The sequence below is a fragment of the uncultured Pseudoxanthomonas sp. genome, from assembly GCF_947498795.1.
In the GTDB taxonomy this organism is placed as follows: Bacteria; Pseudomonadota; Gammaproteobacteria; order Xanthomonadales; family Xanthomonadaceae; genus Pseudoxanthomonas_A.
Genome location: NZ_CANMLQ010000004.1, coordinates 1 through 26,409 on the forward strand (window position 1 = coordinate 1; position 26,409 = coordinate 26,409).

General features: G+C 66.6%; 21 protein-coding genes and 1 pseudogene. 10 read left to right on the top strand and 12 right to left on the bottom strand.

The features are described from left to right. Nucleotides 1-2,521 (bottom strand): annotated as a pseudogene (locus Q0907_RS11010) (hypothetical protein); the annotation flags it as partial. Between the two features lie 464 nt (nt 2,522-2,985). Beyond that, a complete protein-coding gene (locus tag Q0907_RS11015; protein WP_296281493.1) occupies nt 2,986-3,735 on the bottom strand; it encodes a GntR family transcriptional regulator in 750 nt (249 codons plus the stop codon). A gap of 124 nt (nt 3,736-3,859) precedes the next feature. On the opposite strand from Q0907_RS11015, the gene zwf reads away from it, so the two are divergent. The 4 genes from zwf to Q0907_RS11035 all read left to right on the top strand — a co-directional run bounded on the left by zwf (nt 3,860) and on the right by Q0907_RS11035 (nt 8,889). Next, the gene (gene zwf / locus Q0907_RS11020; RefSeq protein WP_299344546.1) at nt 3,860-5,338 is read left to right on the top strand and encodes a glucose-6-phosphate dehydrogenase; all 1,479 of its coding nucleotides are present in this window, start codon (nt 3,860-3,862) and stop codon (nt 5,336-5,338) included. An 88-nt stretch (nt 5,339-5,426) separates the two neighbouring features. Further along, complete coding sequence (pgl, locus tag Q0907_RS11025; protein WP_299344549.1) at nt 5,427-6,140, top strand: 6-phosphogluconolactonase; 714 nt, start codon at nt 5,427-5,429, stop codon at nt 6,138-6,140. A gap of 167 nt (nt 6,141-6,307) precedes the next feature. Continuing rightward, nucleotides 6,308-6,826: a c-type cytochrome gene (locus tag Q0907_RS11030; protein WP_299344552.1), complete on the top strand. Its 519-nt coding sequence runs from the start codon at nt 6,308-6,310 to the stop codon at nt 6,824-6,826. A gap of 341 nt (nt 6,827-7,167) precedes the next feature. Then, complete coding sequence (locus Q0907_RS11035; protein WP_299344555.1) at nt 7,168-8,889, top strand: ExeM/NucH family extracellular endonuclease; 1,722 nt, start codon at nt 7,168-7,170, stop codon at nt 8,887-8,889. 171 nt (nt 8,890-9,060) lie between these two features. On the opposite strand, the gene Q0907_RS11040 is transcribed toward Q0907_RS11035, so the two are convergent. The 8 genes from Q0907_RS11040 to Q0907_RS11075 all read right to left on the bottom strand — a co-directional run bounded on the left by Q0907_RS11040 (nt 9,061) and on the right by Q0907_RS11075 (nt 14,680). Further along, nucleotides 9,061-9,300: a hypothetical protein gene (locus tag Q0907_RS11040; RefSeq protein ID WP_299344558.1), complete on the bottom strand. Its 240-nt coding sequence runs from the start codon at nt 9,298-9,300 to the stop codon at nt 9,061-9,063. Nucleotides 9,301-9,381: 81 nt separating this feature from the next. Next, nucleotides 9,382-9,810 (bottom strand): hypothetical protein, encoded by a 429-nt coding sequence (locus tag Q0907_RS11045; protein WP_299344559.1) that lies wholly within the window; start codon nt 9,808-9,810, stop codon nt 9,382-9,384. Nucleotides 9,811-9,843: 33 nt separating this feature from the next. Further along, nucleotides 9,844-10,389 (bottom strand): DUF1697 domain-containing protein, encoded by a 546-nt coding sequence (locus Q0907_RS11050; RefSeq protein ID WP_299344562.1) that lies wholly within the window; start codon nt 10,387-10,389, stop codon nt 9,844-9,846. Nucleotides 10,390-10,430: 41 nt separating this feature from the next. After that, nucleotides 10,431-10,646, bottom strand: coding sequence for a hypothetical protein (locus tag Q0907_RS11055; RefSeq protein WP_299344565.1), 216 nt, complete (start codon nt 10,644-10,646; stop codon nt 10,431-10,433). Between the two features lie 37 nt (nt 10,647-10,683). Further along, nucleotides 10,684-10,926, bottom strand: a complete 243-nt coding sequence (locus Q0907_RS11060; protein ID WP_299344567.1) for a DUF1653 domain-containing protein — start codon at nt 10,924-10,926, stop codon at nt 10,684-10,686. A 616-nt stretch (nt 10,927-11,542) separates the two neighbouring features. Beyond that, a complete protein-coding gene (locus Q0907_RS11065; protein ID WP_299344569.1) occupies nt 11,543-12,085 on the bottom strand; it encodes a hypothetical protein in 543 nt (180 codons plus the stop codon). A 171-nt stretch (nt 12,086-12,256) separates the two neighbouring features. Beyond that, a complete protein-coding gene (ggt, locus tag Q0907_RS11070) occupies nt 12,257-13,990 on the bottom strand; it encodes a gamma-glutamyltransferase (RefSeq protein ID WP_299344571.1) in 1,734 nt (577 codons plus the stop codon). 57 nt (nt 13,991-14,047) lie between these two features. After that, nucleotides 14,048-14,680 (bottom strand): tetratricopeptide repeat protein, encoded by a 633-nt coding sequence (locus Q0907_RS11075; protein ID WP_343125236.1) that lies wholly within the window; start codon nt 14,678-14,680, stop codon nt 14,048-14,050. Between the two features lie 160 nt (nt 14,681-14,840). On the opposite strand from Q0907_RS11075, the gene Q0907_RS11080 reads away from it, so the two are divergent. Then, the gene (locus tag Q0907_RS11080) at nt 14,841-18,551 is read left to right on the top strand and encodes an indolepyruvate ferredoxin oxidoreductase family protein (RefSeq protein WP_299344572.1); all 3,711 of its coding nucleotides are present in this window, start codon (nt 14,841-14,843) and stop codon (nt 18,549-18,551) included. Nucleotides 18,552-18,779: 228 nt separating this feature from the next. On the opposite strand, the gene Q0907_RS11085 is transcribed toward Q0907_RS11080, so the two are convergent. Both Q0907_RS11085 and Q0907_RS11090 read right to left on the bottom strand, forming a co-directional pair. Beyond that, nucleotides 18,780-19,379: a DUF938 domain-containing protein gene (locus tag Q0907_RS11085; protein WP_299344574.1), complete on the bottom strand. Its 600-nt coding sequence runs from the start codon at nt 19,377-19,379 to the stop codon at nt 18,780-18,782. A 72-nt stretch (nt 19,380-19,451) separates the two neighbouring features. Continuing rightward, nucleotides 19,452-20,282, bottom strand: coding sequence for an NYN domain-containing protein (locus Q0907_RS11090; RefSeq protein WP_299344577.1), 831 nt, complete (start codon nt 20,280-20,282; stop codon nt 19,452-19,454). Between the two features lie 125 nt (nt 20,283-20,407). Between Q0907_RS11090 and Q0907_RS11095 the strand changes: the two genes are divergently transcribed. From Q0907_RS11095 to Q0907_RS11115, 5 genes are all read left to right on the top strand, one after another. After that, entirely contained in the window at nt 20,408-22,036 is a 1,629-nt protein-coding gene (locus Q0907_RS11095; RefSeq protein ID WP_299344580.1) for a TldD/PmbA family protein, read from the top strand. A gap of 179 nt (nt 22,037-22,215) precedes the next feature. Beyond that, the gene (locus Q0907_RS11100; protein ID WP_299344583.1) at nt 22,216-23,850 is read left to right on the top strand and encodes a TldD/PmbA family protein; all 1,635 of its coding nucleotides are present in this window, start codon (nt 22,216-22,218) and stop codon (nt 23,848-23,850) included. A gap of 23 nt (nt 23,851-23,873) precedes the next feature. Continuing rightward, nucleotides 23,874-25,208: a TldD/PmbA family protein gene (locus tag Q0907_RS11105; RefSeq protein WP_299344586.1), complete on the top strand. Its 1,335-nt coding sequence runs from the start codon at nt 23,874-23,876 to the stop codon at nt 25,206-25,208. A 213-nt stretch (nt 25,209-25,421) separates the two neighbouring features. After that, the gene (locus Q0907_RS11110) at nt 25,422-26,090 is read left to right on the top strand and encodes a DUF4159 domain-containing protein (protein WP_299345219.1); all 669 of its coding nucleotides are present in this window, start codon (nt 25,422-25,424) and stop codon (nt 26,088-26,090) included. Next, nucleotides 26,087-26,386, top strand: a complete 300-nt coding sequence (locus tag Q0907_RS11115; RefSeq protein WP_299344589.1) for a hypothetical protein — start codon at nt 26,087-26,089, stop codon at nt 26,384-26,386. Before Q0907_RS11110 ends, Q0907_RS11115 begins: the two co-directional genes overlap by 4 nt. Nucleotides 26,387-26,409 lie beyond the last annotated feature (23 nt).

Consider the following 26,409-nt stretch of genomic DNA (forward strand, 5'->3'; position numbering starts at 1 on the left):
TCGTCTCACCCACCGCCACCGGACCGGTCGTGCTGGCCGACTTGCTGTAGCTCACCGCAGGCGCCGTCACCGGCGTGCTGGTGCCGCAGTTCGTCGTGCAGGTCGCGTTGGTGCCGACCACGGCGTTGTCCACCGTGCCCACGGCCTGGTCATTCACCGTCGCCGTGTAGGTCACCGTGTAGGTGCCCGGCAGCGTGCCCACCGGCAGCGTGCACACCAGCGGGTTGGTGCTGTTGCAGGTGTACGCACCGGCATTGGTCACCGCACCGAACGTCAGGCCCGTGCCCAGCGTGTCGGTCAGCGTCGTCACCGACGTGGTCTGCGAGTTCGCCACCACCGTCGTCAGCGTGTAGGTGATCGTCTCACCCACCGCCACCGGACCGGTCGTGCTGGCCGACTTGCTGTAGCTCACCGCAGGCGCCGTCACCGGCGTGTAGGTATCGCAAACGTTGTCGATCTGACAACCACCCTGGTTGCCCGTCACCAGGTTGGTCACTGCCACGACGGCCTGGTCGTTCACCGTCGTGGTGTACACCACCGTGTACGTGCCCGGCAGGGTGCCTGCTGGCAGGGTGAACGCAATGGCGGGCGCTCCACCAGCGTCGACCGTATAAGCGCCCGGCGGCGTCTGACTGGTGACGGCGCCGAATGTCAGGCCTGTGCCCAGGGTATCGGTGAGCACCAGCGCATTGACCAAGCGCGAGTTGGCCACGACTGCCGTCAGGGAATACGTGATCGTCTCGCCGACAGCCACCGGACCCAACGTGTCAGCCGACTTGAAGTATTCCACCCTGGGCGCCACGACCGGCGTCACGATCGTGGTGGTGCACGCAGCCGTCGTGTTGCCTACCGGGCAGACAGGACTGGTCACGACCGCCGTATTGCTGACATTCCCCGCCGTCACGTCGGTCGACGTGACCGTGTAGCTGCCCGTCAGCACGCAGGTACCGCCCGGCGCCACGCTGGCGCAGGCGATCGTGTTCGGCGTGATCTTGCTGTCGCTCACCACCACGCCGGTCAGGGTCGTGTTGCCGGTGTTCGTCATGGTGACGGTGTAGGTCAGTACGTCGCCGACGCTCACCGTGCCGCTGGCATCACCGTCCGCATTGCCCGTCAGCGCCTTGAGCAGGCTCTGCGACGGTGCGGCGGTCGAGGCGACCGTGGCAGTATCCGGCGGCGAAGTCGTCGTGCCGCCGGCGGGGTTGGTCCCCGACGCCGTTGCCGTATTGGTGATCGTGCCGGCGTCGACGTCCTGCTGCGTGACGACGTACGTGCCGCTACAGGTCGTCGTCGCACCCGCCGCCAGCGTGGTGACCGGACAGTTGATGATCGGCGCCGCTCCGGTACCGCTGAACGCAGTCTCGTTGATCTGCAGGCTCGTGATCGCCACGTTGCCCGTGTTGGTCACCAGGAACGAGTAGGTGACCGTCTGGCCCGCGGCCGACACGGTCGTCGGCGACGCTGTCTTGTCCAGCGCAAGCGACGGAGCGGGCTGGAAGGTATTCGTAATCGAGCAGCTTGCGCTCTGACCATTGGCCAGCGTGAGCTGGTTGCCGGACAGCGTGCCGGCCGTGCAACTCCAGCTGCCAGCCGCGTAATTGGCGACCGTCGGTTCCGACAACGTATACGCGCCCGCATTGACCGAGGCATTGGTCACTGCCGCCGTGCCACTCACACCGCTGATGGTCGTCGGACCGGCCGCGGTCAGCGGGAAGTCGCTGATGGTCGCCGCGCCACCGCCCGTATTCACCACCGTCTTGACCAGCGTCAGCGTTGCAGCTTGGTCGTTATTGGTGATCGAGCAGCTCGCACTCTGGCCATTCGCCAAGGTCAGCTGGTTGCCAGACAGCGTGCCGGCGGTGCAGCTCCACGCGCCCGCCACGTAGCCCGCGGCCGTCACTTCCGACAGCGTGTACACGCCGGCATTGACCGAGGCATTGGTGACTGCGGCCGTGCCGGAGACACCCGTGATGGTCGTGGGACCGGTCGCCGTCAGCGGGAAGTTGCCGACCGTGGCCGTGCCGCCATTGTCGTTGATGACCGTCTTGACCAGCGTCAGCGTCGCAGCCTGGTCGTTGTTGGTGATGGTGCAGGTGGCGACATCGCCGCCGACCAGGCTGACCGTGTTGGCCGCCACCGCCGCGCCACCATTCTTGACGCAACTCCATGTCGCTGCCGTGTAGCCGGCGGGACCGCCGGTCTCCGTCAACGCATACGAGCCGGCAGGTACGGCGACCGAGGTGACGGCCGCCGTGCCGGTCGCTCCCGAGATGGTGGTGGACGGCCCCGTGGCAGTGAGTGTCCAGGCGGTCGCCAGCGCGGTACCGCCGTTGTCATTGAAAACCTGCTTGACCAGGGTCAGGCGGGGCAGCGCCAGAACCCCCACCGTCACGCTGGACGTGTTGTTGGCCGTGTTGGTATCGACGATGCCCGCCGGCAACGCGACGTTGGCAGTGTTCGTGACCTGGGTTTGCGCAAGGACCGGTGCCGTGAATGTGCCCCAGACGGCCAGCGTCCCCACTACAAGGAGTGAGCGGCCCTTCCGGGCAAGACGGCGGAATCGAGTTGAAACGTGCACGGTGGTCCCTTGCGCTGGATCGGGAGATAAGCCAGCCGGGACTGCCTCCCCCAAGGCTGTCTTGAAAGTCGGTGCGCTCCCCGACGGCCACTCGGCCGGTCGAATTGGTGCGCACGTCACAAATCGCGCTTCACACCCCGAAGCGGACATCTTTCACACTAAAGTGAGATCTCTATTACATCTTTACTTTAATTTAACGTCAACTCATTGACGTCAATAGGTAAGCGCGTGAACTTCATCACAGAAGCAGCGCATGCCGGCGCCAGAATGCCGCCGCGGCCGATCAGTGGCCCGCTGCGACAGACAAGCGGCAGAAAAAGCCCACGCACGCAGGCCCACCCCGCTCATCCGTTCAGGACAGGCAGGGACAGCAAACCCGGGGAATGGCCGGCCTGGCCGGCAGGGAATCAGTCGCTCTGCAGCTCGGCGACGAAGTCGTAGGCATCGCCCCGGTAGTAGGACCGGGTGGATTCGACGACCCGACCGTCTTCCAGGAAGGCGCGCCGCTCGACCAGCAGGCCTGGCGCACCCACCGGCAGCTCGAGGTGGCGCGCAGCCTCTTCATCCAGCGCCACGGCCCGCAGTCGCTGCAGGGCCCGCTTGGGCCGATGGCCATAGGCGTCCAGCGCTTCATATAAAGAGGTGGTCACGCTGTCTGGATCCGGCAACAGCGCGTACGGCACCAGGGTGCGTTCGATGGCGATCGGAGATCCGTCGACGTGCCGCAAACGGTACATGCGCACCACGCCGCTGCCCGGCGACAGGTTCAACGCCATCGATTCTTCGGGGGTCACTTCCCCCACGGTGCGCTCGAGAAACTTCACCTGCGGATTCAGACCACGCTCGCGCAGGTCGTCGGTGAAGCTGGTCAGGCGTGAGAACTGGCGGAGGATCCGCTCGGCCACGAACGTGCCGGCCCCCTGTCGCTGCACCAGCAGACCATTTTCGATCAGGCCGGCCAACGCCTTGCGAATGGTCACCCGCGAGAGGTCCAGCAGTTGGGCCAGGTCGCGTTCGCTGGGGAGCGCCTGTCCAGGCCGCAGCACCCCAGCATCCATCAGGTTCTGCAGCGCGCGACGCAGGCGCAGGTAGGCCACTGCCCGGGTGGACTCACCGGTCTGCAGCCGCTGGTATTCCTCGAGCAGGTTCGTTTGCATGACAATAAAAATACCAGTGCCGTACCAATACCGCAACAATCCTTTCACTTAGCGGACCTGTTGGCATCCCGTGGTACTCCGGTGGTATTGTGATCGCTCATTCCTGTTGCACCGAGACGCTCCCGTGACTGCGAAGACCTTGCCTGTCGATACCTTCGATCTCGTCATCTTTGGCGGCACCGGCGATCTGGCGTTGCGCAAGCTGCTGCCGGGCCTGCTGCGACGCTATGCCGACGGCCAGATTCCGGAAGAGAGCCGCATCCTCGGCGTGGCGCGCGACAAGCAGGGCGATGCCGAATACCGGGCGAAGGTCGGCGAGGCGCTGGCCCGCATCGCCAGCGGCGACGAAGCGCTCAAGGCCAAGCTGCCTGCCTTCCTCGACAAGCTGGGCTACATGGCCCTGGATGCCACCAAGGACGAGGGCTGGGACGAGTTCGCCGCCCGCCTGCAGACCACCGGCGATCGCATCCGCGTCTTCTATCTTTCCACCAGCCCCACGCTGTTCGTGAACATCTGCGACCGCCTGCGCGCCCATGGCCTGAATACCGGCAACGCGCGCGTGGTGATCGAGAAGCCGATCGGCCACGACTCGACCAGCGCCGCGGTCATCAACGATGCCGTCGGCAGTGCCTTCGCCGAAAGCCAGATCTTCCGCATCGACCACTATCTGGGCAAGGAGACTGTCCAGAACCTGCTGGCGCTGCGCTTCGCCAACATCCTGTTCGAGCCGCTGTGGAACGCCAGCCGCATCGACCACGTGCAGATCACCGTGGCCGAAACCGTCGGCCTGGAGAAGCGCGCCGGCTACTACGACACCTCCGGCGCGCTGCGCGACATGGTCCAGAACCACCTGCTGCAACTGTTGTGCATGGTGGCGATGGAACCCCCGGCCGCCCTGCAGGCCGACGCCGTGCGCGACGAGAAGCTGAAGGTCCTGCGCTCGCTCAAGCCGATCCGCGGCGAAGACGTCGGCCACCTGTCCGTGCGTGGCCAGTACCGCGCCGGCGCCAGCAGCGGCGCCGCGGTGCCGGGCTACCTGGACGAACTCGGCAAGCCCGATTCGCGCACCGAGACCTTCGTGGCGCTGAAGGCCGAAGTCGACAACTGGCGCTGGGCCGGCGTGCCGTTCTACCTGCGCACCGGCAAGCGCCTGGCCGAGCGCGTCTCGGAGATCGTCATCGCGTTCAAGCAGATCCCGCATTCCATCTTCGACGACAGCGCCGGCCCGGTGATGGGCAACAAGCTGGTGCTGCGCCTGCAGCCGGACGAAGGCGTGAAGCTGTGGATCATGATCAAGGACCCGGGCCCGGGCGGCCTGCGCCTGCAGCACGTGCCGCTGGACATGAGCTTCGCCGAGGCCTTCGGCGTGCATCAGCCGGAAGCCTACGAGCGCCTGCTGATGGACGTGGTCCGCGGCAACCAGACCCTGTTCATGCGCCGAGACGAAGTCGAGGCCGCATGGGCCTGGATCGACCCGATCCTCTCCGCCTGGGAGGCCGGGCGCGAGACGCCCAAGCCCTACACCGCCGGTTCGTGGGGTCCCAGCGCCGCCGTGGCCCTGGTCGAGCGCGACGGCCGCACCTGGCACGAAGACACCGTCTGACGTCGCCGGCCCCGCCCAGGCGGGGCTTTCCTGGCGCCCACACGCCGACCTGCCTTCCCCCGGGAAGCCCCCACTCCCGAGTCGCTCCATGCCCCCCACCGATCTCTCGCTGCAGATCCAGCTGCACCCCTTCCCCGATGGCGACAGCGTCGCCACTGCACTTGCACGCGCCGTGGCCGACGACCTGCGGACCGCGCTCGTGGCGCGTGGCCATGCCAGCATCGCGCTGTCGGGTGGCAGCACTCCCCGGCGCTTCCTGCAGGCGCTGTCGAAGGAGCCGCTGGACTGGGCCAACGTCACCGTCACGCTGGTCGACGAGCGCTGGGTACCCGACGATCATGACCGTTCCAATGCCCGCCTGGTGAAGGCACACCTGCTGCAGCACGCCGCTGCCGATGCGCACTTCGTTCCGCTCCACCGTGCCACCCCCACTCCGGACGAGGCCCTGGCGGATATCGCGGCGGCCCTGCCGGCAAGGCTGGACGTGGTCGTGCTGGGCATGGGCGGCGACGGGCATACCGCCTCGTTCTTCCCCGGCGGCGACCGCCTGGTCGACGCCATGGATCCGGCCACCCCGGCGACCGTACTGCCGATGCATGCGCCAGGGGCGGGCGAGCCCCGCATCACCCTCACCCTGCCGATGCTGCGCGACGCCGGCCACCTGTATCTCCATATCGAAGGCGGCGAGAAGCGACAGGTATTGCAGCAGGCGCTGTCGGGCCAAGGCGCCGGAGCCGGCTACCCCATCCGCGGGGTGTTGCAGGCCCTGCGCGCGCCGCTGCAGGTCTACCTGGCGCAGTGAGCACCCTACCGCCCTTGTTGAGGCAAAGACGGCCTCACTGCTTATAATGCGGCCTTGCCCGCGGCGTTCCGGCGCCCGGCCCCGCCTGGATCGCGCAGCGCGTTGTCCGTCGGCCCCCGTTTTCGTAGCCATGCGCGGCCCTGAGGCCGTGCTGCCAAAGGTGGAAAGTGCGTAACTACGACCTCGAATTCCTCAAGCATTTCTCGATGGTGATCGGCTTCCTGATGCTGGTCACCGCCGGCCTGATCGTCGGTGCGTATTTCCTGCACGACAGCCTGCCGCCGGAAGTGAATCCGAAGGCCGTGCAGATCACCGAGGCCCGCATTGCCCCGGCCGGCGCGGTCTATGCCGGTGAAACCGGTGCTGCGGCCCAAGCGGCAGCCGCCGCGGCCGCCGCGGCGGCTGCCTCCTCCCAGGTCGCTTACGGCGGCACGCTGGACGGTGGCGAGATCTACAAGAACCTGTGCGGCGCCTGCCACACCAACGGCGTCGGCAAGGCACCGATGCTGACCGCTGCCGGCATGGGCGCACGCGCCAGCAAGGGCGTCGACACCCTGTACAAGCACGCGATCGAAGGCTTCACCGGTCCGGACGGCGGCGTCATGCCCCCGAAGGGCGGCAACCCGGCCATCTCCGACGAGCAGATCCACGCCACCGTCGACTGGATGCTGGCCAACAGCAAGTAAGGCCTCGCGCCTTCCATGAAACGCCGCCTGCGGGCGGCGTTTTTGTTTGTGTCGTGGGGAATCTCAACCGCTTTCCTTCTCCCTGCCTGCGGGGAGAAGGTGCCGAAGGCGGATGAGGGGCGAACGGAGACCGATTCCGACGGTCCAGGCCTGCCCCCCGCGCTCGACGCATCACGGCGAACTTCCAACGCCGCGGCGCCGGCGCCCCTCACCCGCCCTCCGGGCACCCTCTCCCCGTTGTCACGGGGCGAGGGGAAGCACGCCGTCCAGCCTCGCGCGGAAAACCTGCCCGTCACCCATTCCGTTTACCCTTGCCGCCTCGCTCGCCCGGTCCGATCACGATGACGTCTCCCCGCTCGCTGCTCACGCTCGCCCTGCTCGCCTCGCTGTCGCTGCCCGCCTGCGCCGCCACGCCGAAGGAGCGCATCGTGCCGATCGGCGACGTGCAGGGCGAAGGCGCGCGCAGCCCGCTGGACGGGCAGACCGTCACCGTCGAAGGCGTCGTCACCACGGCCTTCGCCAACCTGGGCGGCGTGTTCGTGCAGGACGCCGGCGACGGCAAGGCGACGACGTCCGACGCGCTGTTCGTCGCCTTCGAAGACGGTACGCCCGCCCCGCTTCTCACCGCGGGCGACCGCATCCGCGTGCGCGGCATCGTCGGCGAGCGCAAGGCCGGCGGCGACGACACGCTGACGGCACTGCATGCGCCGGTGATCCAGTCGCGCGGCACCGGCCGCATCGCACCCACCGTGCTGACCGCCCAGCCCGCCGACTGGGAACGCTACGAAGGCATGCTCGTCCGCATCGACGCCCCGCTCACGTTGAGCGGTACCGACGCGCTGGGCCGTTTCGGCGAACTCACCACCAGCTTCGGCGGCCGCCTGTGGCAACCCAGCGAAGTCGCCGTGCCCGGCAGCGCCGACGCCAAGCGCCTGGCCGCCGACAACGCGCGCCGCACCCTGGTGCTGGACGACGGCAGCACCCAACGCGACCCCGCCACCGTCTGGTACGTGAAGAAAAACCAGCCACTGCGCACCGGCACCGTGCTGACCGGCGCGCAGGGCATCGTCGATGCGCGCCACGGCGGGTGGCGCCTGCAGCTCACCGTGGCACCGACAATCGCCGCACCGGAACGCCCGGCCGCGCCGCAGATCGCCGGCACCGTGCGCATCGCCGCGTTCAACCTGGAAAACCTGTTCAACGGCGACGGCAAAGGGGGCGGCTTCCCCACCGAACGCGGCGCCAAGACCGCGGCGCAGTACCAGGCGCAGGTGCAGAAGCTGGTCGGCACCATCCGCGGGCTCGATCCCGACATCGCCGCGCTGATGGAACTGGAGAACGACGGCTACGGCGCCGACTCCAGCCTCGCCCAGCTCGTCGCCGCGTTGAACGCCGACGGCGGCACGTGGCGCTTCATCGATGCGAAGCAGGGCCCCGGCCCGGACACGATCCGCGTGGGCATCATCTACCGCAGCGACAAGGTGACGCCCACCGGCAAGCCCGCCACGCTGCAGGCCGGCCCGTTCGGCGAACGCAGCCGCAGCCCGCTGGCGCAGGCCTTCGTGCGCGGCACCGGCAAACCCTTCGTCGTGGTCGCCAACCACCTGAAGTCCAAGGGCTGCTCCGAAGCCACCGGCCTTGACGCCGACCAGAAGGACGGCGCGGGGTGCTGGAATGCGCTGCGCCTGGATTCGGCACAGCGTCTCGACGCGTGGCTGAAGACCGATCCCACCCGCACCCGCAGCGACCGCGTGGTCATGCTCGGCGACTTCAATGCCTACGCGATGGAAGCGCCCGTGCGCTGGCTACGCGACGACGCCGGCTGGGTGGATGCGTTCAAGCAGGCCGGCATCGAACAGCCCTACAGCTACGTCTACAACGACCTCAGCGGCCGCCTCGACCACGCCCTGCTCAGCCCATCACTGGCGAAGCAGCTGCGCGGTGCCGCCGAGTGGCACATCAACGCCGACGAGCAGGACGCGCAAGGCTACGCCGACGGCGACCCCACCGTGCCGTTCCGCAGCTCCGACCACGACCCGCTGCTGCTGGGCTTCGATCTGTAGCAAAGCGGAGGTCAGTGAACTCCGCTGTGGGAGCGACGTAAGTCGCGATGACGCCTCTGCGGTGACTCATCGCGACTTGCATCGCTCCCACACGGCCGCAGACAAAGGTGGCCGAGGCGCACCCTCCGCGTGCTGCGCTTCTCCGGGCGACGCGAACCTGCCTGCAGGAGATCAACTACCGCATGCCACACGTTCTGGCGGCGGCACAAAGCGCCCGGGTCGTCGCTGGCACTGATTCGCCAGATACCCCCGGACGATGCGGCTGTAAGCATTGTCCTGGCATGCCCCGAGCAGCCAGCCATAGGCGTGCATGTAGATCACATCCACGCGGGTGACTCTTGCATGTGGAAGGCGCTTGAAGAGGTAAGGAGCGTAGGCGAACGGCACGGCGAGGTAGATCAGCACACCCATGCCTAGCGCCAAGCCGGAGATCCACGATTTTCTTCGCATCCGACAGGCTTCCTCAGACTGCTTCCAGTGAATGCACGCCTGTCAGGATGACGCGCTTGAAGCGACTCCTGTCTTGATGCACGTCGCGACCGGCGAGTGGTACGCCAACGCCAGGCACACGCCCCAGATAAGCGTCGACGCATCGGTCAGCATCGCTTCGACGGGCGACAACAGCGTGGGGCCCGCCAGCAGATAGAGGGGAAAGCCGAGCACGGTGATGCCCAGCGACAGCGCGCGACCCCAACGCTTCAGCATGAAGAGGCCCACGTACCCCGCGATCACGAGCGCCAGCGCCACGACCCCTACTCCGCTCGCCACGTTTTCGTGCCGGAACAACCACGGCGGCGGTTCGTTGGCATACGCCTCCGCCAGTGTCGACGAGTAGCCGTCGGGCAGGAAGACCGTGGCGATGGTCGCGAGGGAGAGGATTACGGAGACGATCAGGTACACACGGAAGCGGGTGATCGTCATGGGTGATGGCGTCGGCCGGGTAAGGGAAGGAGGTCAGGCACCGATCTTGTCCACCAGCGCCTGCAGTTTCAGCACGGTGGCCCAGTTGCGCGTGGTGGCGGCCTTGCCGGCCTTGCCCACCAGCGCCTCGCCGGCCTTGCTCTCGAGGATGCCGCGCGCGCAATGCAGATAGGCGGCTTCGCTGCCGAGCAGGAACTGTTCCGGCGGCACCACGTGCGGTGCGATGGCGGACAGCACCGGCAGTGCATCGGCCTCCTGCACGAAGGCGACCAGCAGGCGCGACGGGTCGGCGGCCGCATCGGCCAGCGCGTTGTCGTCGATGATCGTGGCCAGGTCCTTCGCCGACTTCACGATGACGGGCACGTCGATCCCGAGCTGCGCGGCGATGGCGGCGGAGATTTCCGCCGCGATCTTCGCCGGCGTCTTCTTGCCGGAGCGGAACACCACGTTGCCGCTGTTGAGCAGCGTGGCGACATCCGCGTGGCCCAGCCCTTCCAGCAGCGCGCGCAGGTCCGCCATCGCGATGCGTTTGGCCTTGCCGACGTTGATGCCGCGGAGTAGGGCGATGTAGGTGGTCATGTCAGAGCTTGCGTCATTGATGTTTGACGATGCCGAAGCGGTCAGGTGTCATCGTGGGGTTCGTCGCGGGAGCCGCCAAGCAACCACAACACGACGCCAACGATTCCCACCGCAATCGGCCAAGCCACATGCAGATCGGCATGACGGAGCAGCTGCGACAAGATCAACGAGGCGATGACAGCAAGTCCACCGATGATGCTCAATGGACCGAGTGAGGTATTGCCCACCCGGTAGAACCGCCCATCGTCGCGATTCATCCAGGCCCGGAGTTTCGACCACCGTCCCATGCGCACTTCACTCCTGCGCGGACCCGACCGGCGCAAAGCGACGCACCGGCTGTCCGTCCACGATAACGTTCTCGCAGAACATCGCATACGGCCGCACCCACAGGCCACCTTCGCCGTACAGCGCGCGATACACCACCACCGGCTCCAGCGTCTCGCTGTGCCGCGCCACGGCGACCACGTCGTAGTCGTTGCCTTTGTAGTGGCGATAGAGCCCGGGGGTGAGTTCGGGGAGGGCGGGGAGCGTGGCCATGCGTGTGCCTCGTGAATGGGTAGGGTGGGCCTTGGCCCACCGTGGCGGACATTCTCCACGATCAGGCAACACACGCGCCGGGAGACGTTGGATCCACAAAGACTACGTAGGGTGGGTCGAGGCCCCCTACGAGCTACGGCTGTGTCTCGGTGGCTTGCACAGCACGCGAACGTCCAAGAAGTTCCGACTCGATCGCGCTCCGCACATCCTCAACCGATCCTGGCCAAGGCAGTCTCGCCAATGCCTTGTGCTCCGTGCGCTCCCAACGCGGGAACATGGGTAACGTACGACGCGCCCATGCCAGCAGCTTTGGTAGCGCGGGGTAGCGCGTGCTAAGACGCGACACTTCGATCCAGCCATCCGGATATCCCTGGACATCGATCGCGTGCCGCACACCACCCTCCCACCACGAGAGCCGCCAGTTGCCTGCGTCGTAATGCGTGTCGTAGGAGATCGTAAGCCCATGTTCCCGGGCCATGGTTTCCACGAATTGGCGAAGGACAGGATCGGCCTCCATGGTGCTCCTTGAACTTGATGGGTTCGGCGGATGGGTTGAGTAGGAGCAGATGATGGGTAGACCGGCTCCGCCACTGAAAACTGCTTCGCTCCACCCATCCTACGCGTTGCGGGAACTGCTAAACGCAAGCAACAGGTCGCGGAGCACGGTCACTTGGATGGCGCATTGCTCCGATGTTCGGAAGTCTCCTATCGCATGGATCTGTACTGGACTCAGAAACATGGTCTTCAGCGCCGACCATTGGATCTGCTGAATGATTGGCCGGCATGTAGGCGAACAAAGGGCGGCTGCGATCTTGGGGGCCTGGGCATGATTGGCTACGTACACCGGTACGCCGAGCTCTCTTGAAGCTCCTTCCAGTCGGAGACTCATTCCCGGTCTAAGCGTTTTCAACGAGGCTCCGAAGCAACCTTCGTTCCCAAACGTCCCTCTCCAGTTTCCGGCGACGACATACGACGCATCCGATACGCCAACACCAAACCAGAAAGCGTCTGTATTAAGTCGAACCTTGTAAGGGCAAGTCGGCTCGCCGACAACGTTGCGTTGTTGCGAGGATGAACGCGCGCCGAGCAACGTTGCCAGCTCCAACGCGTTTTTTCGTGCCAGAGAACGATCTACGACGTCGGCCACGGCATACAGCATTCTTGCTCACCTGTACGAATTCACGTGTTGGAAGTGCTGCCCTGGTCTCTACCCGTAGACAGTGCGATAGGTTGGGCTGAGCTAGCGAAACCCAACAGATGGATGTTTGGTCGCTGCGATCTTGGGGTTCACTCCGTTCACCCCTACCTATGAAAACACGCCCGCAATTCCTCAATACCCCGCCGCCTGCCCATCCTTGCGGCTTTCGCTGGCGCCGTAGTACATGCCGGTCTCCGGGTCGCGCTTGATGGCCTGGTAGCCGCCGTAGGGGCCGAGGGCCCATTCGACGTGGTGGCCCTTGTCCATCAGCGCGCGGATGGTTTCGTAGGGGTAGCCGGATTCCAGCTGCACCACGCCGCCGTCGGTCATCGCGGTGGCGCTGCCGACCGGCTCCGTGGAACCGTCGTGCTGGATGCGCGGGGCGTCGCCGGCTTCCTGCAAGGTCATGCCGAAGTCGACCAGGTTCATCACGATCTGCGCGTGGCCCTGCGGCTGCATGGCGCCGCCCATCACGCCGAAGCTGACCCAGGGCTGCCCGTCCTTCGTGATGAAAGCCGGAATGATCGTCTGGAACGGGCGCTTGCCCGGTGCGTAGCAGTTGGGATGCGGCGTGGCGCCGTCGCAATCGCGCAACACGAACATCTCGCCGCGGTCCTGCAGGATGAAGCCCAGGCCGGTCGGCGCCATGCCGCTGCCCATGCCGCGGTAGTTGGACTGGATCAGCGAGACCATCATCCCGTCCTTGTCGGCGACGGTCAGGTAGATGGTGTCGCCTTCTTCCAGTTCCTTCGGCGTGCCGGGCTGCACTTCGCGCAGCACCTTGTCGGGCGAAATGAGTTTGGCGCGTTCGCGCGCGTACGGCTTGGAGATCAGGCGCGCGACCGGCGCCGGCTGGAAGGCGGGATCGGCGTACCAGCGCGCGCGATCGGCGAAGGCCAGCTTCTTCGCTTCGACGAACAGGTGCACGTGCTCGGGACTGCCGAAGGGGATCCTGCTGAATTCGTAACCCTCCAGCACGTTGAGCATCTGCAGCGCGGCGATGCCCTGCCCGTTCGGCGGCAGCTCCCACACGTCGTAGCCGCGGTAGTTGGTGCTGACCGGCTCGACCCATTCGCCGTGGTGGGCGGCCATGTCCTCGTACGACAGGAAGCCGCCGTTGGCCTTGAAGTACGTGTCGATGGTGCGCGCGATGTCGCCCTTGTAGAAAGCGTCGCGGCCGCCGACGGCGATCTTCTGCAGCGTGTCGGCCAGGTGCGGGTTCTTCCACAGCTCGCCGGTGCGCGGCGCGCGGCCGCCGATCGTGAACTGCTCGCTGAAGCCGGGGAACTTCGACAACCGCGGCACCGAGCGCTCCCAGTAGTAGGCGATCGTCTGGTGGACCGGGTGGCCGTCGCGCGCATAGCGGATGGTCGGCGCCAGCACGTCGCGCATCGGCAGCTTGCCGAAGCGGTCGTGCAGCGCGAACCAGCCATCGACCGCACCCGGCACGCTGACCGGCAGCGGCCCGTGCGCGGGGATGTCGGTGATGCCCTGCTGCCTGAAGTAATCGAGCGTCAGCGATTTCGGCGAACGGCCCGAGCCGTTGTAGCCGTGCAGCTTCTTCGTCTTCGGGTCCCAGACGATGGCGAACAGGTCGCCGCCGATGCCGTTGCCGGTGGGCTCCATCAGGCCCAGCGCCGCGTTGGCGGCGATGGCCGCATCCATCGCGGTGCCGCCCTGCTTCATCACGTCGAGCGCGATCTGCGTGGCCAGCGGATGCGAGGTGGCCGCCATCGCGTGCGGCGCGATCACATCGGAACGGGTGGCGAACGCGCGCCCGGCGATGCGGTCGGCGGCGGATGCGGCGGGAACACCGGCGGCGGCACTCAACGCCGTCGCAATGCAGAACGAAGCAAGGATGCGCATCAGGGGAGGAGGATGGTGCGCGGTGCGCACCTTCACCCGCCGATCTTACGCGCTGGACTACGGCCAGACCGGCGGATTCGCCTGCCAGGCGCCGAGCACTTCCGCCAGAGTGTCGCGGTCCTCCTGTCGCCAGTCGGGCAACTGCGTCGCGAAGTTGCGCGCATCGACCCACACGCTGGGCTCGGTGCGCACGGCGGCGCCGAACCATGCGACGGCCTCCTGCTTGCGGTCGAGCCGCCACAGGACCAGCGCCAGCGTCGGGGGCGCCCAGGAAGGCGATCCGTAGGCCGTGACGATCTCGGACCACTGCACCAACGCCGGTTCGAACTGGCCCGCCCGGTACAGGTCCCACGCATAGTTCCAGCGGACGGCCCGGCCTACCGTGCCCTTGGCCTCGGTCGCGGCAACGGTCTGCTGATAGAGCTGTCCCGCCAGCTCTGTCCGCCCTTCACTGGCGGCGATGTGCGCGAGCTGCGCCGTCGCCTCGATATGGCGCCGCCCGCGTTCGCGCTCGCGGACCAGCGCCTGCACCTGCGCCTCGCCTTCGCCGGGGACCACGACGATCTGCCTGGCCGTCGACTTGTCTTCGTCGAAATAGAACTCCTTGGGCTTCGGCACGTTCTGCGCGTGCGCGGACAAGGCCATGGAAGCCAGCACGGCGGCCAGCAGCAAGTATTTACCGGATTTCACGTACGTTCCCCTGACACTTGATGTTTCCCCGAACCCCATCGTAACCGTTGCAACGCACAACGACGAAGTGACCCGCGTCACAGAAAAGGCCGCTGTTACAATGCGCGCCTTCACGCCCGAGGGGATTTCGGGCCCCGCCAGCCGCTTTCACGGGCCCGCCATGACCAGCACCGCCGAACTGACTTCGCCCTCGTCCGCCAACCTGCCGCAGCTCGGAGCGATCGACAGCGACTACACGCTGGAACACAAGTACACGCGCACCGACGGGCGCATCTACCTGAGCGGCGTGCAGGCACTGGTCCGGCTGCCGCTGATGCAGCGGCTGCGCGACCAGGCCGCGGGCCTCAACACCGCCGGCTTCATCAGCGGCTACCGCGGCTCGCCGCTGGGCGGCTTCGACCTGGAGCTGTGGCGCGCGCGCAAGCACCTCGAATCCGCGGGCGTGAAATTCACCCCTGGCCTGAACGAGGACCTCGGCGCCACGATGGTGTGGGGCACGCAGCAGACCAACCTGTTCCCGGGCGCCAAGGTCGATGGCGTGTATGCCATGTGGTACGGCAAGGGCCCCGGCGTGGACCGCTGCGGCGACGTGTTCAAGCACGGCAATGCCGCGGGCACCTCGAAGTTCGGCGGCGTGCTGGCGCTGGCCGCGGATGACCACAACTGCCGCAGCTCGACGCTGCCGCACGGCTCGGAAGACGAGTTCGTCAGCGCGATGATGCCGGTGCTGAACCCGGCCGGCGTGCAGGACATCCTGGACCTGGGCCTGGTGGGCTGGGCGATGAGCCGCTACACGGGCCGCTGGATCGGCTTCAAGACGATCGCCGAGACGGTGGAATCGTCGGCCTCGGTGCAGGTGGACCCGTTCGCGCGCGAGATCCTGCTGCCGGAAGACTTCGCCATGCCCGCCGGCGGGCTCAACATCCGCTGGCCGAATCCGCCGCTGGACCAGGAGATGCGCCTGCACAAGTACGCGGTCGCCGCGGCGCAGGCCTTCGCACGGGCCAACAAGGTGGACCGCATCGTGCTGGACTCGCCGCGCGCGCGCCTCGGCATCGTCACCACCGGCAAGAGCTACCTGGATGTGCTGCAGGCGCTGGAGTACCTGGGTCTGGACGAACAGGCCTGCGCCGACATCGGCATCCGCGTCTACAAGGTGGGCATGACCTGGCCGCTGGAGCCGGTGGGCATCACCGAATTCGCGAAGGGGCTGGAAGACATCGTCGTGGTGGAGGAGAAGCGCGCCTTCATCGAGCGGCAGATGAAGGAATACTTCTACAACTGGCCGGCCAGCGCCGGTACACGTCCGTCCATCGTCGGCAAGTACGACGAAGGCGGCGAATGGATCCTGCCGTCCACCGGCGAGCTGACCCCGGCCACCATCGCCGGCGTGATCGGCAAGCGCATCCAGCGCTTCTTCACGACGGAGTCCATCGAGCAGCGCCTGCGCTGGATGGAAGAGAAGGAAGCCGAGATGGCGCTACCGCGCGCCAACTTCCCGCGCGTGCCGCACTACTGCTCGGGCTGCCCGCACAACACCTCGACCGTGGTGCCGGAAGGCTCGCGCGCGCTCGGCGGCATTGGCTGCCACTACATGGTCACATGGATGGACCGCGACACCGACACCTTCACCCACATGGGCGGCGAAGGCGTGACGTGGTCCGGGCAGGCACCGTTCACCGAGACCGAGCACGTGTTCCAGAACCTCGGCGACGGCACGTTCTTCCACTCCGGTTCGCTGGCGGTGCGCCAGTCGGTCGCCACCGGGGTGAACATCACCTACAAGATCCTCTACAACGACGCGGTGGCGATGACCGGCGGCCAGCCGGTGGACGGCACGCTGTCGGTGCCGCAGATCGCGCACATGATGCGGTCCGAGGGCGTCGATACGATCGTCGTGGTCAGCGATGAAGTCGGCAAGTGGAGCAAGCGCGAGATCTTCCCGTCCGGCGTCGAGTTCTTCGACCGCAAGGAACTGGACGACGTGCAGCGCCGCCTGCGCGAGGTGAAGGGTGTCTCCATCCTGATCTACGACCAGGTCTGTGCCACCGAGAAGCGCCGCCGCCGCAAGCGCGGCAAGCTGCCGGACCCTGCCAAGCGCACGATGGTCAACACGCTGGTCTGCGAAGGCTGCGGCGACTGCGGCGTGAAGAGCTTCTGCGTGTCGGTGCTGCCGAAGGAAACCGAGTTCGGCCGCAAGCGCGAGATCGACCAGTCGAATTGCAACAAGGACTTCCGCTGCGTCGACGGCTTCTGCCCCAGCTTCGTCACCGTGCACGGTGGCACGCCGCGCAAGGGCAAGAAAGCGAATGCCGCCGACCTGCTGGCCGCGCTGCCGGCGCCGGCGTTCAAGTCCGACCTCGACCAGCCCTGGAACATCCTGATCACCGGCGTCGGCGGCACCGGCGTGGTGACCATCGGCGCGCTGCTCGGCATGGCCGGCCACCTGGAAGGCAAGGGCGCCAGCGTCCTGGACCAGACCGGCCTGGCGCAGAAGGGCGGCGCGGTGACCACGCACATCCGCATCGCGCGCACCCCGGAGGACATCCACGCCGTGCGCATCGCCGCGGGCGAGGCCGACCTGGTGCTGGGCTGCGACATGGTGGTGGTCAACGACTATTGGGTGCTGTCGAAGGTGCGCGGCGAGCGCTCGCAGGTGGTGCTGAACACCTACGAAGCGATGCCGGGCACGTTCACCACGCATCCGGACATGCAGTTCCCGGCCGCCGACATCATCGCGGGCGTGAAGGTCGCCCTCGGCGGCCGCGAGCCGATGCTGGTGGATGCCACCCAGATCGCCACCGCGCTGATCGGCGACGCGATCGGCAGCAACCTCTTCATGCTGGGCTACGCTTGGCAGCAGGGCCTCGTGCCGATCTCGTTCGAGGCCATCATGCGCGCGGTGGAGCTCAACGGCGCCGCGATCGAGATGAACAAGACCGCCTTCGCGTGGGGCCGCCTGGCCGTGGTGAATCCGCAGGCCGTGCAGGAAGCCGCCGGCCTGATCCGCAACACGCAGACCGAAAGCGAGCGCACGCCGGGGGCGCTGCAGATCCTTCCCCCGGGCGAATGGGAAAGCAGCGAATGGGGCGCCAACAGCGCACCCCGCAATCCGGGCAACGAAAGCGAACTGCGCGGTCTGCCGGAAGGCGCTACCGGCAGCGGCGACAACGTCGCATTCCTGCCGCTCGACGACCTGCGCCTGTCGCGCTCGCTGGACGAGCTGATCGCCCGGCGTTCGGCGTTCCTCACCGAGTACCAGGATGCCGCCTACGCGAACCGCTACGCCGACCTGGTAGCGAAGGTCCGCTCCGCCGAGAACATCAAGGCGCCGGGTTCGACCGCATTGACCGAGGCGGTGGCCCGCTATTTCTTCAAGCTGATGGCCTACAAGGACGAATACGAAGTCGCGCGCCTGTACACCAGCGGCGACTTCCAGCGACGCCTGCAGCAACAGTTCGATGGCGACTACGAGGTGCACTTCCACCTGGCACCGCCGCTGTTCGCCAAGAAGGATGCGCACGGCCGCCTGATGAAGAAGGAGTACGGCCCCTGGATGTTCAAGGCATTCGGCCTGCTGGCGAAGCTGCGCTTCCTGCGCGGCGGCACCTTCGACGTGTTCGGCTATACCGAAGAGCGCAAGGGCGAGCGGCAGCTGATCGCCGACTACGCGAGGACGGTGGACGAACTGCTTGGCGCGCTGGATGCCGACCGCCTGGGGCTGGCCGTGGAGATCGCCAGCATCCCGGAGCACATCCGCGGCTACGGTCACGTCAAGGAGAAGCACTTGCACGCGGCCAAGGCGCGCGAGGCGGAACTGTTGGGCCTGTGGCGCAATCCCAGGTCGCTGCATATCGTGCAGGCCGCGTAGCAAGAAACCCCGCTTCGGCGGGGTTTTTTTTAGCGTGCGCCATGAATTCGCTCAATCGCTGTGGGAGCGACGTGAGTCGCGAACGCTGCCGTGTAGAAACCTTTCGGCACGGATCACGGCGGATAAGTGCGGATAAAGCACATCAGACATTCGTTTCTGATCCGCTGTTCTCGCCCTGATCCGTGTCGAACAAATGCTTTCGATCCACGGTCGCGACTCACGTCGCTCCTACAAGAATCTCCGTCGTCGCCAGACCAGGCAGCGGTTGTTGGCCGGCATGGGGTTGTCCTCGACCAGCGACAGGCCGATGCGACGCGCGAGCGCGTCGATGGCCTCGAAGTCGCGGATGCCCGAGGCGGGATCGCGGTCCTTCAACCATTGCTCGAACGCGCGGTTGCTGTCGCTGGTGAACTCGCCGCCATAGTTGAAAGGCCCGTAGACGATCAGCAAGCCGTTCGCCTCCAGCACCTTGCCGACGCCGGCGAAGAAGGCCTCGACCTGCGGCCAGCCCATGATGTGCAGGCTGTTGGCGGTGAAGACCGCATCGAAGCCGGCGTCGGGCCACGGCCCGTCGACGTCGAGTTCGAAGGCAGGCGGCGTGTTCGGCAACGCCGCGTCGTCCAACCATGCCCCGATGCCGGCCAGGTTTTCCGCGCGATCACTGCCCTGCCATGCCAGCCAGGGCATCCCGGCGGCGAAATGCACCGCGTGCTGGCCGGTACCGCTGCCGATCTCGAGCACGCGACGGGTGTCTGCAAGGTGGCGCTGCAACACCGACAGGATCGGGTCCCGGTTGCGTTCGCAGGACGGCGCGAAAGGTTTGGTCATGCCACGTAGCGTGCGCCACGCGCACGAGCCGCCGTTGCCGGAAGCGTCCTGACGTCATGCGTATGTCGCACGCTACGCGGCCCGCACATAGAAGCGCTTCGCACCGCCCTCGCCCGCCCGCTCCTCGACGGTGAAGTGGCGCGGATGCGCCTTCATCAGGTCGCTGAGCTTCTTGTGGCCGTAAAGCCGCGTGTCGAAATCGGGGCGCACCTTGTTGAGATAGCTGCCCACGCTGCCCAGGAAGGCCCATCCCTGGTCATCGCTCGCGTCTTCGATCGCCTGGCGGATCAACTGCAGCGGCAGCGACTCGTGCTTGCGCTGCTCGACGACGGGTGCGGCCGCAGGTTCGGCCTGCGTCGCCGGCTTCCTGGTCGCCGGCCTGGCGGTCTTCTTCGCCTGCTTCTGTGGCGGTGGTGGTGGCGGCGCGGGCGCTTCGCTGCGCAGCACCTCGACGTAGATGAACTTGTCGCAGGCCTGCACGAATGCATCCGGCGTCTTGCGCTCGCCGAAGCCGTATACCGTCAGGCCTTCCTCGCGCAGGCGCTGGGCCAGGCGGGTGAAGTCGCTGTCGCTTGAGACCAGGCACACGCCGTCGAAGCGCCGGGTGTACATCAGGTCCATCGCATCGATGATCAGCGAGCTGTCGGTGGCGTTCTTGCCACTGGTGTAGGCGAACTGCTGCACCGGATTGATCGAGTGCTTCAGCAGCGCCTGCTTCCATTGGGTCATGCGCGTGCTGGTGAAATCGCCGTAGATGCGCTTCACGCTGGCCACGCCGTACTTGGCCGTCTCCGCGAGCAGGCCCTCGATGACGGCCGGCTGGGCGTTGTCGGCATCGATCAGCACCGCGAGGCGGGGCTGTTCGTCGTCGTTCTCGAGCCGGGCGACCGGGCGGGATTTCATGCGGGTCGATTCCTGTACGGGATGAGGCCCATTGTGCACCACGTCACGGCGTCATGACCGCCGTCACTTGACGCTGCGATGCGTGCCGACGACAGTCCGGAGGCTGCCGTTTCCGGACCCGATCGATGCAACGACGCGACTTCCTCGCCCTGGGCGGACTGACCCTTGCCGGACTGGCCCTGCCCGGTGCGCGCGTCATCGCGGCCGAAGCGCTGCTGGAACCCGGCGACGTGGCGAAGAAGAAGCGCCTCGCCGAAGCCGCGCTGTCGGCCGCGACCGCGGCGGGTGCGAGCTACTGCGACGTGCGCGTCGGCCGCTACCTGCGGCAGTCGCTGATCACCCGTGAGGACAAGGTGCAGAACGTGGTGAACACCGAATCCTCCGGCATCGGCGTGCGCGTGATCGCGCAGGGCGCGTGGGGCTTCGCGGCGACGAACGACCAGACACCCGACGGCGTGGCCGCCGCCGCGCGCCAGGCCGTGGCGATCGCCCGCGCGAACGCGCGCATCCAAGGCAAGCCCGTGCAGCTGGCGCCGTTGGAAGGCGCCGGCGAGGTGAGCTGGCGCACGCCGATCGTGAAGAACGCGATGGCGGTGCCGGTGAAGGACAAGGTAGAGCTGCTGCTGGACGCGAATGCCACCGCGCTCGCTGCCGGCGCCAGCTTCGCGGCGTCGCGGATGTTCGTCATCAACGAGCAGAAGTATTTCGCCAGCACTGACGGTTCCTGGATCGACCAGGACGTGCACCGCATCTGGGTGCCCTTCACGGTGACGGTGGTGGACAAGGCGACCGGCAAGTTCAAGACGCGTGATGGACTCTCTGCCCCGATGGGCATGGGCTACGAGTACCTGGATGCGAACCCGGCCGACAGATTCGCGCTGCCGGGCGGCGTGGTGGCCTATGGCGCGTCGTACGACCTGCGCGAAGACATCGTGGCCGCGGCGAAGCAGGCGCGGGCCAAGCTGACCGCGCCGTCGGTAAAGCCCGGCAAGTACGACCTGGTGCTGGACCCGTCCAACCTGTTCCTGACCATCCATGAGAACGTCGGCCATCCGCTGGAGCTCGATCGCGTGCTCGGCTACGAAGCCAACTACGCCGGTACCAGTTTCGCCACGCTGGACAAGCGCGAGCAGCGCTTTCAGTGGGGCAGTCCGATCGTCAATTTCACCGCCGACAAGACCGAACCGCGCAGCCTCGGTGCGGTGGGCTACGACGACGAAGGCGTGAAGACCCGCCGCTGGGACCTGGTGAAGGACGGCGTGCTGGTCAACTACCAGGCCACGCGCGACGAGGTGCATATCCTCGGCGAGGACGCGTCGCACGGCTGCAGTTACGCCGATTCCTGGAGCAGCGTGCAGTTCCAGCGCATGGCCAACGTGTCGCTGGCGCCGGGCAAGACGCCGCTGACGGTGGCCGGGATGGTGAAGGACGTGGAGAACGGGCTGTACATCCACGGCCGCGGCTCGTACTCGATCGACCAGCAGCGCTACAACGCGCAGTTCGGCGGGCAGCTCTACTTCGAGATCAAGGATGGCCAGGTCACGCGCCAGGTCGAGGATGCGGCCTACCAGATCCGTACGCCGGAGTTCTGGAACGCCTGCACCGCGATCTGCGACGCGCGCGATTTCCGCCTTGGCGGTTCGTTCTTCGACGGCAAGGGCCAGCCCAGCCAGGTATCGGCCGTGTCGCACGGCTCGGCCACCACGCGCTTCAACGGCATCAACATCATCAACACGGCGCGCAGCTTGGGGTGATGCGAAGGCGTCGATCCGGGCATCGCGACACCGTGTGTATGCCGAAAGTCATTTGACGCTGTCTGCACGCGGGCGCAAGAATCCGGGACGACCTGTGCGGTGGTGAAGGCGCAGGCCGGAATGCTCCCGTCGCAGTGCCCCGCCTGCCGCCCGGCAGGCCCAACCGGTGGAGAATTGCCTTGCAACGTCGTGACTTCCTGGCCATGACCGGCCTCAGCCTGGGCGGCCTGATGGTGCCGTCCTTCTTCGGCAAGGCGATTGCCGCCGAGCAGCTCCAGTCCACCCTCGATGTCGCCTTCAAGAAGCGCCTCGCCGACGCCGCGCTCGCGGCGGCCAAGCAGGCCGGCGCCACCTACTGCGACGTGCGCATCGGGCGCTACCTGCGCCAGTTCGTCATAACCCGCGAGGACAAGGTGCAGAACGTGGTGAACACCGAGTCCACCGGCGCCGGCATCCGCGTGATCGCCAACGGCGCGTGGGGCTTCGCCGCCACCAACACGCTGACCGCCGAGGGCGTGGCCGCCGCCGCGCGCCAGGCCGCCGCCATCGCCAAGGCCAACAGCAAGACCCAGACCGCGCCGGTGCAGCTGGCCAAGGCGCCGGGCTTCGGCGAGGTGTCGTGGAAGACGCCGATCAAGAAGAACGCGATGGACGTGCCGATCAAGGACAAGGTCGACCTGCTGCTGGGCGTCAACGCCGCGGCGATCAACGCCGGCGCGGACTTCGTCAACTCGATGATGTTCCTGGTCAACGAGCAGAAGTATTTCGCCAGCACCGACGGCTCCTTCATCGACCAGGACGTGCACCGTATCTGGGTGCCGATGACGGTCACCGCCATTGACAAGGCCAGCGGCAAGTTCCGCACCCGCGATGGCCTGTCCGCGCCGATGGGCCTGGGCTACGAATACCTCGATGGCGACGCCGGCCAGAAGTTCACCTCGCCCAACGGCGTGGTCAACTACGGCCTGTCGTACGACATGAAGGAAGACGCCATCGCGGCCGCCAAGCAGGCGCGCGCGAAGCTGACCGCGCCGTCGGTGAAGCCGGGCAAGTACGACTTGGTCCTGGATCCCTCGCACACCTGGCTGACCATCCACGAATCGGTCGGCCATCCGCTCGAGCTGGACCGCGTGCTCGGCTACGAGGCCAACTACGCCGGCACCAGCTTCGCCACGCTGGACAAGCGCGAGCAGCGCTTCCAGTACGGCAGCGAGCTGGTCAACCTGTTCGCCGACAAGACCCAGCCCGGCAGCCTGGGCGCGGTCGGCTACGACGACGAAGGCGTGAAGACCAAGCGCTGGGACCTGGTGAGCGCCGGCAAGCTGGTCGACTACCAGACCATCCGCGACCAGGCCCACATCCTGGGCAAGACCGAATCCGACGGCTGCTGCTACGCCGACTCGTGGAGCAGCGTGCAGTTCCAGCGCATGGCCAACGTGTCGCTGGCCGCCGGCAAGACCAAGCTGTCCGTGGCCGACATGGTGAAGAACGTCGAGAACGGCATCTACATCATCGGCGACGGCTCGTTCTCGATCGACCAGCAGCGCTACAACGCTCAGTTCGGCGGCCAGCTCTTCTACGAGATCAAGAACGGCAAGATCACCCAGCAGATCGAGGACGTGGCCTACCAGATCCGCACGCCGGAATTCTGGAACGCCTGCACCGCCGTCTGCGACGAGAGCGACTACCGCCTGGGTGGTTCGTTCTTCGACGGCAAGGGCCAGCCCGGCCAGGTGTCCGCGGTGTCGCACGGGTCGTCCACCGCGCGCTTCAACGGCATCAACGTCATCAACACCGCCCGCTCGCTCGGCTGACCGGCGCAAGGAGATCCCAGAACATGAGCATCCTCACCGAAGCGCAGGCCAAGGCCATCCTGGACAAGGTCATCGCGCTGTCCACCGCCGACGAATGCACCGCGTCCCTCACCGGCTCCGTCGACGGCAACATCCGTTTCGCGCTGAACAACGTCTCCACCAGCGGCATCGTCAGCAATACCGACCTGGGCGTGCAGGTGGCGTTCGGCAAGCGCGTGGGCATCGCGACGATCAACGAGTTCGACGACGCCGCGCTGGAGCGCGTGGTCCGCCGCGCCGAAGACCTCGCCCGCCTGGCGCCGGAGAACCCCGAGTTCATGCCGGCCGTCGAGAAGCAGACCTACAAGCCCAGCGCCACCTTCAGCGAATCCACCGCCGCCATCACGCCCGAGTTCCGCGCCCAGGTCGCCGCCGACTCGATCGGCCCCTGCAAGGCGGAGAAGCTGATCGCCGCGGGCTTCCTCGAAGACGGCCAGAGCTTCGTCGCGTTCGCCAACAGCAAGGGCAACTTCGGTTACCAGCGCGCGACCGCGTTCAACTACACCTGCACGGTGCGCACCGAGGACGGCCGCGGTTCCGGCTGGGTCGGCCGCAACCTGAAGGACGCGAACGCATTTAAGGCCGACAGCGACATCCGCACCGCGATGCGCAAGGCCAGCGAATCGGCCGAAGCCAAGGCGCTGGAGCCGGGCAAGTACACGGTGATCCTGGAACCGGCCGCGGCCGCGGGCCTGATCTCGTTCATGATGAACTTCTTCGACGCGCGCCAGGCCGACGAAGGCCGCAGCTTCCTGTCCAAGAAGGGCGGCGGCAACAAGCTGGGCGAGCAGGTCTACGACCCGCGCGTGAACATCAGCGCCGACCCGTGGCACCCCGGCGCGGAAGTGATGCCATGGGATGGCGAAGGCCTGCCGCGCGAGAAGATGGCCATCGTCGAGAACGGCAAGATCGCCAACCTGGAGTACTCGCGCTTCTGGGCGCAGAAGCAGGGCAAGCGCGCGATCGGCTCGCCCGGCAACCTGCTGGTGGCCGGCGGCACCAAGTCCACGGCCGAACTGGTCGCCGGTACGCAGAAGGGCATCCTGGTCACGCGTACCTGGTACATCCGCATGGTCGATCCGCAGACCGTGCTGCTGACCGGCCTGACCCGCGACGGCACGTTCTACATCGAGAACGGGCAGATCAAGCATCCGGTGAAGAATTTCCGCTTCAACGAGTCGCCGGTGATCATGCTCAACAACATCGAGGAACTGGGCAAGCCGGTGCGCGTGGCCGGCGACGAGTCCAGCTTCGTGATGATGATCCCGCCGATGAAGCTGCGCGACTTCACCTTCACCTCGCTGTCGGACGCGGTGTAACGCTTTTCTCCTTCTCCCCTCGGGAGAAGGTGCCCGAAGGGCGGATGAGGGGCGAACGAAGTCCATGATGCTCGAACCATCGGGACTCCATCGCCCCTCACCCCAACCCCTCTCTCCCACCGGGACTTCCTGCGGTCGCCGTCGGGAGAGGGGCTTTCAGAGACCTCGGCTTTGCTCCACACCCGGCTAACGCGTGCGCAGTTCCTCCACCTGATGCTCGGCGGCATGGTGACGGCCGCATTGCCCAGGCAGGCACGCGCAGCGGGCCACTACGATTTCCATTTCACCCGGCTGAAGTACGACTCCGGCGACTGGGACGTGGACGCGCGCATGCCGTCCAACCTGATCACCTCGCTGATCGACTACACCACGATGCGCGTGGACCCGAAGGAACACGTGCTGGCGCTGTCCGATCCGCGCATGCTCGCCGCCCCGTTCTGCTACCTGGCCGGGCACAAGCTGGTGGAGTTCAACCCGGTGGAGCGCCGCCACTTCGAGCGCTACGTGCGCAACGGCGGCTTCGTGTTCGTCGATGACTGCAACCACGATATCGACGGGCTGTTCGCCAGGTCGTTCGAGGCGCAGATGGCGTCGATCTTCGGCGCGAAGGCGATGAAGAAGCTGCCGAACACGCACGCGATCTATTCTTCGTTCTTCAAGTTCGATGGCCCGCCGGCCACCAGCTTCGAGCTCAACGGCTGGGGCGACGACCTGGTGCACGAGTACCTGCAGGGCATCGAGATCAACGGCCGCCTCGGCGTGCTCTACAGCAACAAGGACTACGGCTGCGAGTGGGACTACGACTGGCGCAACAAACGCTTCCTGGCCGAGGACAACACCAAGTTCGCGGTCAACCTCGTGATCTACGCGCTGACGACATGAGGAAAGACAACGCCATACCACTCGCCTCGCTGGCGCTCTGGGGCGCCTCGCTCGCCTACGTGTGGACGATATCCGGCCAGCCACGCATGGCGGACGGCGGACTGTCGGGCGACGAGATGTCCCTGATCGAGATGGCGATGACGCTGGCCGTCCCGTTGGCCACGTTCGCCTCGATGTTCATCGCCATGCGGCGCGCGTACTGGAACGGCAGCCGATTCTGGTTGTTCGCATGCCTCTTGCTCTGGCCACTCGCCTACGTCTACGCCCTGCTCATCAACCGTACCGACCTGCATTGAGCAGGCTCCGGACATTCTGAAAC

Excerpts from the sequence above, each read along its gene's own strand:
- Q0907_RS11050 (WP_299344562.1), bottom strand. The coding sequence starts at position 10,389 with ATGACCACCTACATCGCCCTACTCCGCGGCATCAACGTCGGCAAGGCC.
- Q0907_RS11015 (WP_296281493.1), bottom strand. The coding sequence starts at position 3,735 with ATGCAAACGAACCTGCTCGAGGAATACCAGCGGCTGCAGACCGGTGAG.
- Q0907_RS11040 (WP_299344558.1), bottom strand. The coding sequence starts at position 9,300 with ATGGGTGTGCTGATCTACCTCGCCGTGCCGTTCGCCTACGCTCCTTAC.
- Q0907_RS11095 (WP_299344580.1), top strand. The coding sequence starts at position 20,408 with ATGCAACGACGCGACTTCCTCGCCCTGGGCGGACTGACCCTTGCCGGA.
- ggt (WP_299344571.1), bottom strand. The coding sequence starts at position 13,990 with ATGCGCATCCTTGCTTCGTTCTGCATTGCGACGGCGTTGAGTGCCGCC.
- Q0907_RS11115 (WP_299344589.1), top strand. The coding sequence starts at position 26,087 with ATGAGGAAAGACAACGCCATACCACTCGCCTCGCTGGCGCTCTGGGGC.
- Q0907_RS11090 (WP_299344577.1), bottom strand. The coding sequence starts at position 20,282 with ATGAAATCCCGCCCGGTCGCCCGGCTCGAGAACGACGACGAACAGCCC.
- Q0907_RS11065 (WP_299344569.1), bottom strand. The coding sequence starts at position 12,085 with ATGCTGTATGCCGTGGCCGACGTCGTAGATCGTTCTCTGGCACGAAAA.
- Q0907_RS11035 (WP_299344555.1), top strand. The coding sequence starts at position 7,168 with ATGACGTCTCCCCGCTCGCTGCTCACGCTCGCCCTGCTCGCCTCGCTG.
- pgl (WP_299344549.1), top strand. The coding sequence starts at position 5,427 with ATGCCCCCCACCGATCTCTCGCTGCAGATCCAGCTGCACCCCTTCCCC.
- Q0907_RS11055 (WP_299344565.1), bottom strand. The coding sequence starts at position 10,646 with ATGAATCGCGACGATGGGCGGTTCTACCGGGTGGGCAATACCTCACTC.
- Q0907_RS11080 (WP_299344572.1), top strand. The coding sequence starts at position 14,841 with ATGACCAGCACCGCCGAACTGACTTCGCCCTCGTCCGCCAACCTGCCG.
- Q0907_RS11045 (WP_299344559.1), bottom strand. The coding sequence starts at position 9,810 with ATGACGATCACCCGCTTCCGTGTGTACCTGATCGTCTCCGTAATCCTC.
- Q0907_RS11085 (WP_299344574.1), bottom strand. The coding sequence starts at position 19,379 with ATGACCAAACCTTTCGCGCCGTCCTGCGAACGCAACCGGGACCCGATC.
- Q0907_RS11105 (WP_299344586.1), top strand. The coding sequence starts at position 23,874 with ATGAGCATCCTCACCGAAGCGCAGGCCAAGGCCATCCTGGACAAGGTC.
- Q0907_RS11110 (WP_299345219.1), top strand. The coding sequence starts at position 25,422 with ATGCTCGGCGGCATGGTGACGGCCGCATTGCCCAGGCAGGCACGCGCA.
- Q0907_RS11060 (WP_299344567.1), bottom strand. The coding sequence starts at position 10,926 with ATGGCCACGCTCCCCGCCCTCCCCGAACTCACCCCCGGGCTCTATCGC.